This is a genomic window from Draconibacterium orientale, assembly GCF_900111425.1.
GTDB lineage: Bacteria > Bacteroidota > Bacteroidia > Bacteroidales > Prolixibacteraceae > Draconibacterium > Draconibacterium orientale.
Genome location: NZ_FOHT01000013.1, coordinates 14,390 through 31,012, shown reverse-complemented (window position 1 = coordinate 31,012; position 16,623 = coordinate 14,390). Strand labels below are relative to the sequence as shown.

The 16,623-nt window shown below is 40.9% G+C and carries 14 protein-coding genes; 11 read left to right on the top strand and 3 right to left on the bottom strand.

Annotation, left to right across the window (positions count from 1 at the left end; all coding sequences use genetic code 11):
• Nucleotides 1-126: 126 nt before the first annotated feature.
• Together BMW53_RS08905 and leuB are read left to right on the top strand one after the other, a co-directional pair.
• Entirely contained in the window at nucleotides 127-1,707 is a 1,581-nt protein-coding gene (locus BMW53_RS08905) for a hydroxymethylglutaryl-CoA lyase-like TIM-barrel protein (protein ID WP_217642915.1), read from the top strand.
• Nucleotides 1,708-1,756: 49 nt separating this feature from the next.
• Nucleotides 1,757-2,821 carry a 3-isopropylmalate dehydrogenase gene (gene leuB / locus BMW53_RS08900; RefSeq protein ID WP_038560156.1) on the top strand — a complete coding sequence of 355 codons (1,065 nt, stop codon included), beginning with the start codon at nucleotides 1,757-1,759 and terminating at the stop codon, nucleotides 2,819-2,821.
• Nucleotides 2,822-2,968: 147 nt separating this feature from the next.
• Here the strand turns inward: leuB and BMW53_RS08895 are convergent, their stop codons facing one another.
• From BMW53_RS08895 to BMW53_RS08885, 3 genes are read right to left on the bottom strand one after another with little or no spacing between them, the layout of a single operon-like run.
• Nucleotides 2,969-3,913, bottom strand: a complete 945-nt coding sequence (locus BMW53_RS08895) for a CPBP family intramembrane glutamic endopeptidase (protein WP_038560153.1) — start codon at nucleotides 3,911-3,913, stop codon at nucleotides 2,969-2,971.
• Nucleotides 3,914-3,971: 58 nt separating this feature from the next.
• Complete coding sequence (locus BMW53_RS08890) at nucleotides 3,972-6,419, bottom strand: IPT/TIG domain-containing protein (protein WP_074780523.1); 2,448 nt, start codon at nucleotides 6,417-6,419, stop codon at nucleotides 3,972-3,974.
• A 7-nt stretch (nucleotides 6,420-6,426) separates the two neighbouring features.
• Entirely contained in the window at nucleotides 6,427-7,563 is a 1,137-nt protein-coding gene (locus BMW53_RS08885) for a hypothetical protein (RefSeq protein ID WP_139178067.1), read from the bottom strand.
• Nucleotides 7,564-7,872: 309 nt separating this feature from the next.
• Here BMW53_RS08885 and BMW53_RS08880 point away from each other — a divergent pair, with 309 nt between their 5' ends.
• The 9 genes from BMW53_RS08880 (at nucleotide 7,873) to BMW53_RS08840 (ending at nucleotide 16,598) form a co-directional block, all read left to right on the top strand.
• A complete protein-coding gene (locus BMW53_RS08880) occupies nucleotides 7,873-8,496 on the top strand; it encodes a hypothetical protein (protein WP_038560139.1) in 624 nt (207 codons plus the stop codon).
• Nucleotides 8,493-8,804, top strand: coding sequence for a winged helix-turn-helix domain-containing protein (locus BMW53_RS08875; protein WP_038560134.1), 312 nt, complete (start codon nucleotides 8,493-8,495; stop codon nucleotides 8,802-8,804). The genes BMW53_RS08880 and BMW53_RS08875 overlap by 4 nt, the downstream gene beginning before the upstream one ends.
• A 51-nt stretch (nucleotides 8,805-8,855) precedes the next feature.
• Nucleotides 8,856-10,196: a cell envelope integrity protein CreD gene (creD, locus tag BMW53_RS08870; RefSeq protein WP_038560129.1), complete on the top strand. Its 1,341-nt coding sequence runs from the start codon at nucleotides 8,856-8,858 to the stop codon at nucleotides 10,194-10,196.
• 55 nt (nucleotides 10,197-10,251) lie between these two features.
• On the top strand, nucleotides 10,252-10,602 hold the full coding sequence (locus BMW53_RS08865; RefSeq protein WP_038564943.1) for a diacylglycerol kinase family protein: 351 nt from the start codon (nucleotides 10,252-10,254) through the stop codon (nucleotides 10,600-10,602).
• A 71-nt stretch (nucleotides 10,603-10,673) separates the two neighbouring features.
• Nucleotides 10,674-11,933 (top strand): threonine ammonia-lyase, encoded by a 1,260-nt coding sequence (gene ilvA, locus BMW53_RS08860; protein ID WP_038560125.1) that lies wholly within the window; start codon nucleotides 10,674-10,676, stop codon nucleotides 11,931-11,933.
• A gap of 208 nt (nucleotides 11,934-12,141) precedes the next feature.
• Entirely contained in the window at nucleotides 12,142-13,368 is a 1,227-nt protein-coding gene (locus BMW53_RS08855) for a dicarboxylate/amino acid:cation symporter (protein WP_174416373.1), read from the top strand.
• Nucleotides 13,369-13,589: 221 nt separating this feature from the next.
• Nucleotides 13,590-14,606 carry a sensor histidine kinase gene (locus BMW53_RS08850; RefSeq protein WP_038560120.1) on the top strand — a complete coding sequence of 339 codons (1,017 nt, stop codon included), beginning with the start codon at nucleotides 13,590-13,592 and terminating at the stop codon, nucleotides 14,604-14,606.
• Between the two features lie 18 nt (nucleotides 14,607-14,624).
• On the top strand, nucleotides 14,625-15,362 hold the full coding sequence (locus BMW53_RS08845) for a LytR/AlgR family response regulator transcription factor (protein ID WP_038560115.1): 738 nt from the start codon (nucleotides 14,625-14,627) through the stop codon (nucleotides 15,360-15,362).
• A gap of 114 nt (nucleotides 15,363-15,476) precedes the next feature.
• Nucleotides 15,477-16,598, top strand: coding sequence for a serine hydrolase domain-containing protein (locus tag BMW53_RS08840; RefSeq protein ID WP_038560110.1), 1,122 nt, complete (start codon nucleotides 15,477-15,479; stop codon nucleotides 16,596-16,598).
• The last annotated feature ends 25 nt before the right edge of the window (nucleotides 16,599-16,623 follow it).

Sequence of the window (16,623 nt, the reverse complement as noted above, 5' to 3'; positions counted from 1 at the left end):
AAATCTGTTTCAAGGAGCAGATTTCTCGTCGTTCCTCCTCGAAATGACATGATAATTTGAAACAGACAGACAAGACAATAGTGAGGACTTCACTTCAAGTGAAATCCTCACTTAAGAATAAAAAAAATGACAGGCAAAGCAGTAGAAATTTCAGGTAAGCACCTGACCATTATGGATACTACCCTTCGCGATGGCGAACAAACGTCAGGCGTTTCGTTCAGCGACGGGGAAAAACTAAGTGTAGCCAAGGTGCTGCTTGAGGACGTGAAAGTGGATCGCATTGAAATAGCCTCGGCACGTGTGTCGGAAGGAGAATTCAAAGGCACCCAAAAGGTAATGCAATGGGCCGCACAAAAAGGTCACCTCGATAAAATTGAGGTACTCGGATTTGTTGATGGTAGAATTTCGCTGGAATGGATTGCCAAAGCCGGAGGAAAAGTGATTAACCTGCTTTGCAAGGGATCGTACAAACACGTTACCGAGCAATTGCGGAAAACGCCGGAACAACATGTTGCAGATATCAAACAAGTACTTTGCTATGCCGACGAAATGGGAATCAGGGTGAACGTTTACCTCGAAGACTGGTCGAACGGTATGCGCAGCTCTAAAAACTACGTGCACTATATGATATCGAGCCTGAAAGACGAAAAGGTGGAGCGATTTATGCTTCCCGATACGTTGGGAATCCTTGATCCGGACGAGACCTACGATTTCTGTCACGAAATGATCGAAAACTTTCCTGACGTTGAATTCGATTTTCATGCACACAACGATTACGACCTGGCCATTGCCAATGTTTTTCATGCCATGAAAGCCGGAATCCGCTGTGTGCACACCACAGTAAACGGTTTGGGAGAACGAGCAGGGAATGCTCCCCTATCAAGTGTGATTGCCACCATAAAAGATCACCTGAAAATGAAAACACGGGTGAACGAAGCTCAGTTAAATAAGGTTTCGAAGCTCGTTGAATCTTTTTCCGGTATTCGCATCCCGACCAACAAACCGCTGATTGGTGAATTTGTTTTTACGCAATGTAGCGGAATTCATGCCGACGGCGATAGCAAAAACAACCTGTATTTTAACGACTTGCTTCCCGAACGTTTTGGCCGCACACGCCAGTACGCTTTGGGAAAAACTTCGGGCAAAGCCAATATCAAAAAGAACCTGGAAGACCTTGGCATTGAGTTGGATAAAGAATCGCTGAAAAAAGTTACAGACAAGGTTATTGAACTGGCCGATCAAAAAGAAACCATCACAAGCGATGAATTACCGTACATTGTTGCCGATGTGTTGGAAAATGATCTTTTTGAGCAACGCGTAAAAGTGGTGAATTACTCGATAAGCTACACCATGGGATTGCGCCCAATGGCCAATGTATCGCTTGAAATTGATGGAAAAATTTACGAAGAATACAGCGATGGCGACGGACAGTACGATGCTTTTGTAAAAGCTTTACGCAAAATTTACGAACGCCTAGATAAAGTATTTCCTAAACTGATTGACTATGTCGTAACGATTCCTCCAGGCGGAAATACCAATGCCCTGGTTGAAACAGTTATTACCTGGCGAAACGATCACGAATTTAAGACTAAAGGTCTGCACCCCGATCAGAATGCTGCCGCAATTTTGGCAACGACAAGGATGTTGAACGTGATTGAAAACGAGTTTAACACCACAAAACTGGAAGAATTAAAAAACGAAAAATAAAAACGACCTCGGGCCTGCAGTTTTGTGTGTCCGAAAATTTCTAAAAAAAATGAAACTGAACATTGCATTATTGCCCGGCGACGGGATCGGACCTGAAATTGTTGATCAGGCCATGAAAGCAGTGAAAGCTGTTGCACAAAAATTTAATCACGAATTAGAATACAAACAAGCTCTAACCGGCGCTTGTGCCATCGACGCAGTTGGCGATCCTTATCCGGAAGAAACACACGAGTTGTGCATGAAATCGGATGCAGTGCTTTTTGGTGCCATTGGCGATCCAAAATTCGATAATAACCCAAAAGCACCGGTACGTCCTGAGCAGGGATTGTTAGCCATGCGTAAAAAGTTGGGATTGTATGCCAACATACGTCCGGTAGAAACTTTCGAATCGTTGTTGCACAAATCGCCACTTCGCCGTGAGTTGGTTGAAGGAGCTGATTTTGTTTGCATCCGGGAATTAACAGGCGGAATGTATTTTGGCGACAAAGGTCGTAAAGACGATGGAAATACTGCTTACGATACCTGTATTTACACCCGCGAGGAAGTAGAACGAATTTTGAAACTGGGATACGAATTTGCTGCCAAACGCAATAAAAAGCTTACCGTGGTTGACAAAGCCAACGTACTGGAAAGCTCGCGTTTGTGGCGCGAAGTTGCACAGGAAATGGCACCAAATTATCCTGACATCAAAACGGAATACATGTTTGTGGATAACGCTGCCATGCAGATTATTCAGTGGCCAAAGAATTTTGATGTAATGGTTACCGAAAACATGTTCGGCGATATTCTAACTGACGAGGCCAGTGTAATTACCGGATCTCTGGGATTGTTGCCTTCTGCATCAGTTGGTATCCACACTTCGGTTTTCGAGCCAATTCACGGTTCGTACCCGCAGGCTGCCGGTAAAAACATTGCCAACCCGATTGCGACAATCCTTTCGGCTGCAATGATGTTTGAATATGCTTTCGACCTGAAAGATGAAGGGAAATTAATTCGTGAGGCTGTTGCTGCGTCAATGGCTGAAGGTTTTGTTACTGAAGACATCGCCGAAGGACAAGCACAAAGTACATCGGCAGTTGGCGACTGGATCGCTCACTGGATTGAGAAGAACTAGGGAGATAAGGTTTAAACCTCGTGATTCTCTCAGGCGATTATAAATCGCCAATCCCGAAAAAGAACCGTTCTCATCATCAAAGAACGGTTCTTTTTTTGCCTTATTCTTATGCGCTAAGCGGTTCAAACCGCTAAGCGCTTTGCATGTTTATGCCTCATCAACAACCATCGGTGCTTCAATCTTCTTCGCAAGAATAGAAAAATCCCATTTCAAAATTACTTTTAGAATTATCAGCATAATCACCGAAGAAACAACCAGAACAACAGCGTCATTTACCGGATCGGTTTCCTGCTGGAAAAACAAGGAAGGAACTTGTATCGCCGATTCTTTACTGGTAACCAATAGTGCGCCCAGCGTATTGTTAACGGCATGTATTCCGATAGCCAGTTCAATTCCGTCATCAAGAACTGCTGTAATTGCAAATGCAACACCAAAAACAAAATACGATGGCATCATCATCCAAAAACCGTGCTCCTTTACTTCAGGATTGGCAGCGTGCATTAAAGCAAACAAAACCGAAGGAATAAGAATTGCCGCCCACACGCGTTTTGTCCATCCGGCAACGCCCTGTGCCAGGTAACCACGAAAGATAAACTCTTCGGTGCCCGACTGGATTGGAATAAGCAAAACAGCAACAAAAACCAGAGGAATAAATGCGGCCGGATCAAAACGAAACTCTAAATCTTCCGGACTAATAAGTAGCTGAGCGAAAAATAACACCAACATAATGACGCCCCACACTGCTACTCCCAGCCCAAACCGGTTCCACCTGAATGAGCGTCCTCCGTTTACAACGTCTTTCGAAGTTCGTTGATGAAAAGCTTTAATGAGCACAATGGCTAAAACCAGCATTACAATAAATGGAATAACCATAAGCGCCAGCCCCAGATTCGGATCAATTCCATAGGCCGATAAGTCCATGGCATTCTCTGGAGTGGCTACCTGCCCACCGTTCATTGCTACGGATACGCCAATTACTACAATGAGCGGAATAGCCCCAACGATTTGCCCTACAATAACGGCAACAATAATTACTACCAGGTATTTCCACCATTGATTTTGGCCGTCGAAAGCACGCGTTAAATGTTTCATTTCTTTATATTCTGATAAATTTACTCACAAGTATAAATGGAAAAATTCAATATTATCCTTATTCATATAGCTCAGAAATAGCTATTTTAAATAAACTCCAGCCTGAATAAAAATCTGGTCGCATCATAAAATATACATATCCATTTTCATAAAATATTTGATAATACTGAGCCCATTGTGTTGGGGGCAATGGAAGGTTTCGGGCTTTATTGGCATTCAAATTATAAGCCTTAAATTCTCCCACTTCTTCGTATCCCTTTCCCATGATATAGGCGATATTATCTTTTGTAAATACAGATCCTCCGGTATAAACATTTACCGGTGCTCCTCCCAAATCGATCCACTCATCAGTATCCATATTATATTGCCAGAATTCGTTATATTCAGTCTTGTTTACTATTGAGGTATAAAAGCCCAGGTACGCATAATTTTCATGGCTGAAGTTTAGCGTATTCCTCACTTCATAATGAGTTGTAGGAAGTGTCTGTCGCGTAATCCAACGATCATTTAATTTATCATATTCAAAAAAGCTGTTAATCGTTCCTACAAAGCCCCTACCCTGATTACTAAATGAAAAAGAACCATCCATTTCTACCGGAAAACCGGCAATTCGGCTCCATGCATTATTCGATATGGAATATTTATAATTTAAATTCTCTCCTGAGGAATTGTACGAAATAAAATACAAGTCATCATCAATAGAAAAAGTTGTTACAATATTTGATTCATTAAATAAATCAGTCCGACTCAATTGAAACCAATCTTCGGCAGAAGAATCAAATTTCTTTAACGATGAATAATGTTGATCCTGGAACAATAGATAATGCGCTCCATCCATATCAATGAAAAAGCAGTTTCCACCTGACATAGCGAAATTTTTATCCACTTTCTCCCACTTTTCTGTCAGTACAAAAGCATTTTCAATCATATCTTCCTGAAGTCCTACATATACCGATAATGAAGGATTGTTGCCAATTTCTGCATCATAAGGTACGATGCACTGTAGCTCATTTCCGTTACGTGCCATAACATATCCCGGTCTTCGGTCAAAAGCAACTGCATAGTAACCCGCCAAATTCTCGGGTAAATTTTCAACAATAACATTAACCGTGTCTCCTCTTTTTATCTCTTTCGGCCAATAATCAATAATCTTTATTGGTGGAATCGTAAACTCAACAGTTCCTGCCGAAAAATCGAACATATAACTCAGGTCAATTGTGTGATTTCCTGCCGGTATCATCCAGGGCAGTGTTAACTTTGCCTTATTCTCACTAACCTCTGTAAGCGTACCAATACTTGGTGCCATTCCATAGAAAAAACGTTCGCCAGTCAGTTCTATGGTTTCTCCGGCGTGAGTAATTGCAGGTGTTATTGAAGTAATAACAGGCATATTAAAAGTTATTTTAAGTCCTGAATCAATATCGCCATTATACCTAAACCTGGCATTTAACGTTTCGGAATTAAACACAGCTGTTACTCGCAATGTAACCAAACTATCTGTTTTTGTTATTTCCTGCAATGGAATTCCTCCAATCTGAAAGTTAGTCAGCCTATCGAGGTGTGTACCTTTTACGGTTAAAACGCTATCAATCCAGGCAATTTGGGGCTGAACCGATGTAATTTGGGGTAAAATAACATTGTATTGTTTTTCCGGCTCCAACAACTCATCAAGCATCATTAGCTTAAGATTTTTGCTCCCCGGGTTAATATCGTATGTTAAGGTAAAAAGCAACGATGTATCACTTTTAGTTACCACCGGAAAGTTTTGCTGGTCAACAATTAACGATTTTATAGATAACAGACCATGACCTTTGATTCGAAGCGATTCTCCCGGCAAAACATCTTTAGGAACTATCTCGTCAATTACAGGAGGTGCTATTATTAATTTTTCTGAAAAAGACGAACTTTTGCCGGCCACTGTAATGCGCACATCGCTTTTAACTGTTTTAATTGTATTTGGAATTATAACCTTTAAAATGGAATCGTTTGATACTATCGGCTGTGTAATTTCTTCACCAAAATAAATATGATTATCATCGTTTTTGTCCGAGAAATACCTCCCCGTTATAGTTAGTGTATCTCCAATCCACACATTATTGGGCGAAAAACCGGCTATTACAGGTGCTTTTCCTCCTTTACTTATAAAATGCTGTTCTTCTCCGTAAACTGTATATTTACTGGTGGTTAAATAGGCTTTTATCGTGTACTCGGCTCCAATCAACAAATTCCGAACGATTTTTGCATTAAAATCACTAACACCCGCTTCAACAGCTCCTAAAGAAACGATCTCGTAGTCGGTGCCCGAGGTACCTGACAAATAATAAACAAAGCCAATATCAGTAATCGTCGAAGACCATCCTCCCTCAAAAGAGCCAAAAGCAGTTACTCCATCTTCTTCTACTATAACATTTGCATGGGTTTGTATCGAAGGAAAATCGCGTTCTTCTTTATCGTTGCATGCATACATAAACAGCACAAACACTAAAAAATACAGTAATACTCTCATAACCACATTAAAACTTATAAATTACTGAAAACATGATTGAATGATTAATACCAAAAGTATTAAGCTCCGAAACCTTTTTATTAAGCGGAATACTAACGCCAACTCCAGCCTGTAGTCTTTTGCTAAAATCAGGAACTTCGATTAAGAGTTGATTTACCTGGTAGAACAAAATTCGGTCATCTACACCTAAATTAACATCCGAAGTTTCAACAACGTTATCAAAAAGAGTTTCCAGTCTGATTTGCTGATCCGATGAGAACATTTTCAAAACATCAATACCTGAACGTAACGAAAGTTTAACTGAAGACAGATCCAGAAAACGAAAACACACCGCTCCGTTTCCGCCTGCTGAGAAGTAATAATGATTTATATCGACATAATTTGTTTTGCCTACGCTTACATTCTTTACATAGTTGTTAAATGCATAAGCGCTAACTTTTGCTCCTACCGAGAACGATATTTTATTTGAAAAATCAGGATACATCACACTCCGATGGATGCCCAACGTGAATGCCTGTCCGCTTAAGCTAAAATAATCGTTAAAACGAAGGTTCATGCCACCCTCAACATTCGCGTAAGAACCTTCCAGTAAAACTGAAGCATCTTTTTTCACGTACCTGTTATAATCTTTGTACCACAAATTATTTTTTTTGTGAAATAAAATAAGGGGTTTTACCAGCGACTGAGAATTGTAACTCAGGCTATTAACATCAAAATCAATATCCTCGAAAAACAGCGATCCATATACTCCTTTAAACCGGTGTTTGGATTTATTATTCGTCGGCGGTTCAAGCAAGTACACATCAGTTTCGGTAATAATATAATACGCCAGTTTATATTTAACCAATTTATACGTGCCATCAAACAAACACTTTGCCCAAACTTTCTTTTCTACCTTCGGAAGTTTTACCGAAATATATTTTTCCTTTCCGGGCAGCTCAACAGCTTCGGCATTATCGGCCGTTATTAAATGCCAGTCGTGATGATAAGCATATTTAAAAAATATAAGGTCTTCCGATTTCTTTTTTTTAATTTGAATTGAAGCATTCAGCGTATCTCCCTTACTTATTAACAACCACGAGTTTTGCCCAAACATAACATTGGAGGCCAGGAGGAGACATGAGATGACAAAGAAAGTTTTCATGTTCTATTAAGAGTAGTTTTTCATTAGTTTTATTGCCAGCCAATATAATTATATTGTCGTTATAAAAAAAATTCTGATAAATAAGAAATTGCTGTTTAGGACAAAATACACCTCCTCATTTTACTAAATCTAATTCTATCCGATATAAATTTTATTTCATCAAACTAATAGTGTTCTCTGCAGGTGATTTCGATTCCCCGCTATGTTCGGAATGACAAGTGACTATGGAGGCTGAATGCAAAAAAAATGCACCAACTATTTTATTTCTGATAAATAATTACCAACTTTGTATTTCAAAGTACTTTTGAAATGAATGAATCAGAAAAGCTTTTAAGCGAATTAAAAGACATCCGCAACATAATGGAACGCTCAAGCCGTTTCCTGTCTCTCAGCGGATTATCGGGTATTTTGGTGGGAATCTATGCCCTTGTTGGCGCATTCTTTGCCAACCGTATCGTGCATCAGTTTCCCTATGCTATACCAGAAGAGCATTTAAACGACGTGCTCACCTCCGTTTTTGTTATCGGTATAACTGTATTGATTCTGTCGCTTTTCACCATTTACGTTTTAACGGTAAAACAAGCTAAAAAAGAGCAAAAACCCATTTGGGGACCGGGCTCAAAACTGCTACTCATCAATCTGCTCATACCACTGGCAACAGGCGGAATATTAACAACTATACTGGCATTACGCGGCTACTACGGCATTGTAAGTCCGTGCTTTCTTATTTTTTACGGATTGGCATTGGTAAACGCTGCAAAATATACCCGCCCCGAGATTTTAAGCCTTGGTTTGGTTGAGATCGTTTTAGGATTACTGGCGGCCACATTTCCGGGTTATGGCCTGTATTTCTGGGCCATCGGCTTTGGTATCCTTCACATTATTTACGGATTCATGTTTTTAAATCGTGAAAACAAAAATTCAGAAGCGTGAAGAATCCGATTCAAAATCTGAATAAGGCCTTTGAGAACAAAGTGAGGCTGGGCGTTATGGCGGCTTTAATGGTAAATTCGCGCTTAAGTTTTAACGAACTCAAAGACTTGCTCGAATTAACCGACGGCAACCTGGCCAGCCACATTAAAGCATTGGAAAAGGAACGATTCATTTCGGTGAACAAAACCTTTGTGGGCAAAAAACCCAATACGACTTATGCCGTTACGTCAAGCGGGAGTAAAGCTTTTGAGCTACATTTAAAAGCATTGGAAGATTTAATAAAGAATCAGAATATTACAAACAAATAATTTTTTTATCATTCTACTTTGTATTTGAAAGTACTTTTAAAACAATTAAACATGGAAAAACAAGACAACATTTTAGACCGCCTTGGAATCAGCTTTCACCGGACTTTGTCGTTCAAACTTTTAGTGATCGGGATGCTCATCCTAATTCTGCTGATACCCAAAGTAATGATTATGGAGCTGATTGGCGAGCGCCAGAGCAATTCCTTTCAGGTTGTGAACGAAGTGATGAGTAAATGGTCGAACGAACAGCTCATTAGCGGCCCTGTGCTCTTTGTTCCTTTAAAAAAGAAAATTTACAACGAAGAGGACGACACGTACAACGAAGTTACACGCTACGCGACTTTTCTTCCCAAAGAATTATCGGTTAACGGCACACTGCTACCTATAAAATTGCAGCGCAGCATTTATAATGTTGATGTTTACGAGGCAGAACTTGCAATAACCGGAAATTTCAAGGACATCGACCTGGAGAAACTGAACATCGAATCTTCGGACATAATCTGGGACGATGCCCAGTTGCAATTATCAATCAGCGACCTGAGAGGTATAAACAACGGACTGGAACTGCGCTGGAATGACAAAGCTTATACATTTTCGCCCGGAAAAACCTCATCGCCGATCGGGCACAGCGGTGTTTCCATTCCGCTAAAAGAACTTTACACCAGCGACCTGAACGGAGTATTTTCGATCAAACTGCAGTTAAAAGGCAGCCAAAACCTGATGTTTACTCCGCTGGGCGAGCAAACCTCGGTTCGTTTGGAATCGACCTGGAACGACCCGGGTTTTACAGGCAACTACCTGCCTGCCGACCGCAACGTTGATGACAAAGGCTTTCAGGCCGACTGGAGCGTTTTGCATTTTAACCGCAACTACCCGCAACAATGGATAAGCACCAACAACACACTAAACCAAAACGATATTGAAAATTCGAAATTCGGTGTTGAAATGGTGAGCCTTGCTGATCATTACCAAAAGAATGTCCGTAGCGCCAAATACGCCATCCTGATCATTATCATCACGTTTGTAGTGTTTTTTATGTTCGAAGTGTTGTCGAAACAGCGCATCCACCCGTTTCAGTACATTATGGTGGGCTCGGCAATCAGCATTTTCTATTTGCTGCTACTGTCAATCTCCGAGCATTTAGGTTTTAACCTCGCGTACCTGGTTGCCGCGTTGGCTGTAATTATTCTGGTGCTCTTTTACACGCGCAGTTTTATGCCAGAACTTAAAACCCAGCTGGGAACCAGTTTCGGGTTGGCAGGCTGTTACCTATTCATTTTTATCCTGCTACAACTCGAATCGTTTGCATTACTTACCGGAAGTATCGGATTGTTTGTACTACTGGCTGCATTAATGTATTCAACCCGAAAAGTAAATTGGTATAAAGAATAAGAATCACACATTTCCTCCTGAAACAATTCAGGAGGAAATGCCTAAAATAATCGCCATGAAAAACCAATTTTTAGCAAAAAGGCTACACAGCTTTGAAAATGCACTTAACGGAATATGGCACTTATGGAAAAAGGAAATAAATTTCCGAATTCACATTTTTGCTGGTATTCTTGTGGCAGCTTTGGGTTGGCTCGTAGAAATTACCCGAACCAAATGGATGATGATCATAGTTTGTGTTGGAATTGTACTGGGCGCCGAAGCATTTAATTCAGCTATTGAGCGCATTTGTGATGTTGTTTCTCCGGAAAAAAACAGGCAGATCAAAATCATAAAAGATATTTCTGCAGCTGCAGTTCTAATCGTTTCTGTTATGGCTGCAATAATTGCCCTGGTTATCTTCTGTTAAAAGTCATAAAATCTGTCCGGGAAGCTTGCATTTAGCGGTGTCCCATATATCTTTACAAAAAAAAGAGCACAATGAACGACACCAAATATTTTCCCCAACTGCAAGATATCACCACAGCAAAGCACAACCTGAGCGAAATAGTATTGCACACACCACTTCAGAAAAACCTGAATTTATCGGAAGAATTCAATGCCAACGTATTTTTAAAACGCGAAGACCTGCAAATCGTTCGATCGTACAAAATTCGTGGTGCTTACAATAAAATAGCGCAACTTTCGGATGCTGAGCGCAAAAAAGGAGTGGTTTGTGCCAGTGCCGGAAATCATGCGCAGGGCGTTGCCTACTCGTGCCGCCTGTTAGGAATTGAAGGCAAAATTTACATGCCCACCACAACGCCCAAGCAAAAAATAAAACAGGTTAAAATGTTTGGTAAAACGCATGTTGAAGTGATTATTACCGGCGATACCTACGACGATGCCCACCGTGCTGCGTTGGAAGATTGCCAGAAAACAGGCATGTCGTTCATCCATCCGTTCGACGATCCGCAAATTATTGAAGGCCAGGCAACGGTTGGAATGGAGATTTTGCAGGATTCCACCGAAACCATCGACTATTTGTTCGTTCCCATAGGAGGTGGCGGTTTGGCTGCCGGTGTTGGAGCCTACATAAAACAAATCAGTCCGAACACTAAAATTATTGGAGTGGAACCTGCGGGTGCTCCATCGATGCAAAAGTCGCTGGAAGCCAACAGCGTTATTAAGCTGGAAAACATCGATAAGTTTGTTGACGGTGCAGCAGTTCAGCGCGTTGGCGAAATTACTTTCGAAATATGTAAACAAGTAGTTGACGAATACCAATCGGTTCCGGAAGGAAAAATCTGTACTAAAATTCTGGAGTTGTATAACCGCGATGCCATAGTTATTGAGCCGGCCGGAGCACTGTCGATTGCCGCTCTTGATTTTTACCGTGAAGAAATTAAAGGGAAAAACGTAGTGTGTATCGTTAGCGGCAGTAACAACGACATTACCCGCACCGAAGAGATAAAAGAACGTTCGCTGCTTTACGAAGGGCTGAAACACTATTTCATTGTACGTTTCCCGCAACGTGCAGGTGCACTGCGCACATTCGTTGATGTGGTGCTTGGCCCCACCGACGATGTTACCCATTTTGAATACTCGAAAAAAACCAACCGCGAAAAAGGCCCGGCTGTTATCGGCATTGAAGTGCAGAAAAAAGAAGATTTTAATGGTCTTGTAAAACGTATGGATGAAAATGGTTTCATTTACGAGTACCTGAATGAAAAGGCTGATCTCTTTCAGTTTTTAATTTGATCGATTTCCACAAAACAGCTTAAAACCTGGCAATTTTTCATTTCCGGCAAGGCTGGTCGTTAGTTTTGTTTGCCACATTGGCGAAAAAGAATAAATTAGCGACTCCTTAATTAAACCGACATCAAATTAAAGAACCATCACGAAAAGCGAAATTGATTCATTGCATGAAGATTTGGTTTTTCAATCCAAAAAATGGCAATAAAAGGGCATGAAGATTCTGAAAATTAAATTACACTGGCAAATTCTTATCGCGCTTGTACTGGCTGTGTTGTTTGGCTATTTTGCACCAAACGCAACCGATTACACCGCGTGGATGGGCGATATTTTTCTTCGCGCATTAAAAATGGTGATTATTCCGCTTATTCTGAGTTCGATTATCAGCGGAGTAACCAGCATGGGTGAGGGCAAAAACCTCGGAAGGCTGGGATTAAAAACAATGCTTTATTACCTGGGCACAAGCACGTTGGCCATTTTAACAGGTTTAATCATCGTAAACCTGGTAAAACCCGGCGTTGGTGTTGAACTTGGTTTTACCCAATCGGTAGAAGGACTGACCGAACAAGCCGGATCGGTAAAAGATATTCTGTATCGTCTTGTGCCTGATAATATTGTTGATGCAATGGCGCAGGGAACCATTTTGTCGGTGATCTTTTTTGCCATTGTTTTTGGTTACTTCATTACAAAAGTTGACGAACCGTATAAAAACTCGCTAAAAACCTTTTTCGATGCCGTTTTTGAAGTGATGATGAAAGTAACCCTGTTTATTATCAAATTCACGCCGCTCGGAATTTTCGGAATTGTTGCCGCAGAAGTAGCGCGCAACTCAGAGCAACTGGCCAATATTGCCGGAAGCCTGGCCATTTACAGTTTGTGTGTTATTGTTGGTCTGCTTATTCATGCGCTTGTAATTCTGCCACTAATAGTACGCTTTATCGGCAAGGCAAAACCATACGCCCACTTAAAAAATATGGCCACTCCCCTGCTTACTGCGTTTTCAACATCATCGTCGAGTGCCACACTGCCATTAACCATGGAAGCGCTGGAACACAACAGCGGCGTATCGAATAAAATTACCAGTTTTACGCTGCCCCTGGGAGCGACTATAAATATGGACGGAACGGCACTTTACGAATGTGTGGCAGCCATGTTTATTGCGCAGGCTTACGGCGTTGATTTGTCGTTTACCCAGCAGGTTTTTGTGGTGGTTACAGCGCTGCTTGCATCGATTGGTGCTGCCGGAATACCAATGGCCGGACTGGTTATGATTACCGTTGTTCTGACTGCCGTAGGATTGCCGCTCGAAGGAATCGGGCTTATTTTAGCCGTTGACCGGATTCTGGATATGATACGCACCGCCGTAAATGTGTGGAGCGACAGTTGCGGAGCGGTAACTGTAGCCCGCTCAGAAAATGAGGAAACCAGCGTAGCCATTTAAAAAACATATTCATTTATTATTTTTTAATGCAGATGCTCTTTTCAATCAAGATCAACTGCGAACAACACATAATCATCTGCAAAAAGCACCTTTTAATCGGCATAATCCAGATTCTTTTAAAGCTGCAATACTAGACGAATTTATTCGCTTATTGGCAGAATATCAGTGGATTATTCAAATAAATGGCTTACCATTGTATTGTAAATGCATGTAACAACACAATGAAAATCTTTAAGTACCGGGTTCTTAACCACATCCTGTTTTGGATATTTATTTTTACCTTTTACACCGTTCCTTACCTTTTGTCGTATGGCTTTGTAATTGAGGCTTTTATAAATATCATCTACATCCCCATCGACATTATTGGCGTTTACATTGTAATCGAATACCTCATTCCGCGCTTTGTATTTAAAAAGCGGCGTTTTGAGATTTTTATTTTAGGCACAGCAGTAATCATCGCACTCAATATTGCGATCTCGCAATTTATAAAGTTGAACATCCAGCCATTACTGGGATTTTGGGTGGTACGCCGCCCCTTTAGTTCCGAAATGTTCTCGGCCTTGCTTAACAATTTTATGATTATTGGTACAGCAACTGCCTTTAAGTTGTTCAGCTATTCGTACAAATTTCAGTTAACACAATCGGAACTGGAGCGCAAAACCGTGCAGTCGGAACTGGGAATTTTACGCTCGCAGGTAAATCCGCATTTTCTTTTTAATGTGCTGAATAATATTGATGCGCTTATTTACGAGGATAAAGAAAAGGCATCGAATGCCATTGTGTTGCTTTCGAAAATTATGCGTTACATGTTGCAGGAATCAACGCACGAAATGGTGAAACTGGACAAGGAACTCAGCTATATTCAAGACTACCTGGAGTTGGCGAAACTAAGCTTTGCCGATCCTGATTTTTTGGAATTTGAACAAAAAGGAGCTCCCAATTCACAATTTGTACCGCCGCTTTTGTTTATCCCGATAATAGAAAACGCCGTAAAACATTGCAATAAACAATCGGAATCGCCCGGTGTAAAAATTAACTTTTCCATCGATAGCGATTGCATTGAACTGCGCACATCGAACTCGGTAAAACGCAACAATTTTAAACTACCCGACAGTGGCACCGGAACGGGATTGAAAAATGTTGAAAAGCGCCTGAAACTCCTTTATGGCAGTAATTTTACTTTTGATATTAAAAAGGATATGGATAAATTTGATGTGCACATAAAAGTGCCGGTGTAATAGATAAATGCGAATGATATGAAGATGAACTGCATAGCTGTTGACGATGAACTTCTGGCCTTAAAAAAGATTGAACGTTTTGCCGAAAAAATTGATTACCTCAATCTTTTGGGCACCTTCGATAATGCTTTGTCAACCTTTTCATTTTTGCGCGAGAACAAAGTCGATCTCATTTTCCTCGATATTCAAATGGATGAATTTACCGGCATCCAGTTGCTCGAAACCTTAAAAGATCCGCCATACGTAATTTTAACCACGGCTTTTGACGAATATGCACTAAAAGCCTACGAGTTAGATGTGATAGATTACCTTTTAAAACCCATTCCTTTCGAGCGTTTTGTAAAAGCCACCGAAAAAGTTTATGCCCGCTTTTTAAAAGACCAGAACAACCTTGCTCCGGCGCCAACGCAACATCAGCCGGAAAATAACGATCACCCCGAATATACCTTCATAAAATCGGGCAACAAAACGGTTAAAGTGTATTTCGATAAGATTTTATACATTGAAGGGCAGCGCGATTACCTGCAAATTCACACCGAAGACAGCCGGATTATGACGCTCCTGAATTTCAAAAAAATGCAGGAATTGCTGGATGATCAGAAATTTATTCGCGTGCATAAATCGTACATCATTTCAATCGATAAGATCGACTACATTGAAAACAATACCATTAAAATAAAAGACAAATTGATACCGGTTAGCAGCACCTATAAAATTGCTTTCAACAACCTGTTGCAGCGAAAGAATTTTCTCTAGCTGACACCGACAATTCCGCACCTTTTTAACAAAATTTCACGTACACACTTTTTCATTTTTTTTATTTTTGCAGCTGTTTTTTAGAGTTTAAAACAGGTTAAAAACCCAGTAAAAATGAAGCGAGTAATCCAGATTTTTATTTTGTTTTTTGTTGTGGTAACGCTAACAAACTGTAGAAAAGCAAACAACAACATTCTGTACGACAAAAAGTACATCGACGAGATTAAAGAAGTTAGAAAAGAACTCTCCTTTTACTTAAGTACAAACTTTATTCCGGGGGCACAAATCGCCATTGCCAAAAACGGGAAACTTATTTATTCCGAGGGAATTGGCCTTGCCTCTACCGACCTGGAAGTGAAAGTTACCCGCGATACCAAATTCCGGATCGGTGACTTATCCGAATTGTACACCACACTTATTTATTTAAAAATGGTGGAAGACGGCACACTTATTCCCGATTCAACCATACAGCATTATCTCCCTGATTTCCCGGAAAAACGCCTTCCCGTTACCATCAAAAACCTGAAAGATCACACCTCGGGATTCAGGGAACTGAATACCAGCGAAGAGAATTGGCAGGCAACAAATATTTCGCTGCAGAAAGGTTTGGAAACTTTTCAGGATGATGAATTAATGGCTCCTCCCGGAGAATTCCACCGGGAAAGTCGCCTGAATTTTAACCTGCTTGGCGCCATCATGGAGAAAGCATCAGGGAAGCGATTCAGTGAACTGCTGCAGGAATATGTAACCGACACGCTGCATTTCGAAAATACCTGCCCCGATAATCCGTTTTCAACAATCAAAGGACGTAGTAATTTTCACGATCACAATATTATTTCGCAGGTGGTAAACGCCATGACTACCGATTTACGCTGGCGGGCGCCATCCGAAGGACTTTTATCAAGTGCCGAAGATTTGGTAAAACTCACCGATATCTACTTCAATTCCGATTACCTGAACGATAGCACCCGGGCTCATCTTTTTGATCCGGTTGAGCTGAACAACAATCAGGTTGCGCAATTTGCCAACGGCTGGCTAATTTTACACGACCGCGAAGGAAATGTAATTTATGGTCGCGAAGGTTCGGTGCACGGTGGTAGTTCATCGGTTCTTATTTACCCGAAAGAAGAGCTGGTTGTGGCAATTACAACCAACCTTACCCAGGAACGAAGCAATTCTACCATTTTTAAACTGGCCGACATCTTTCTGCCAAAACCGGAGAAAAGCGAAGAATAGAATTCTCTTTTCGCAACTGCAATAC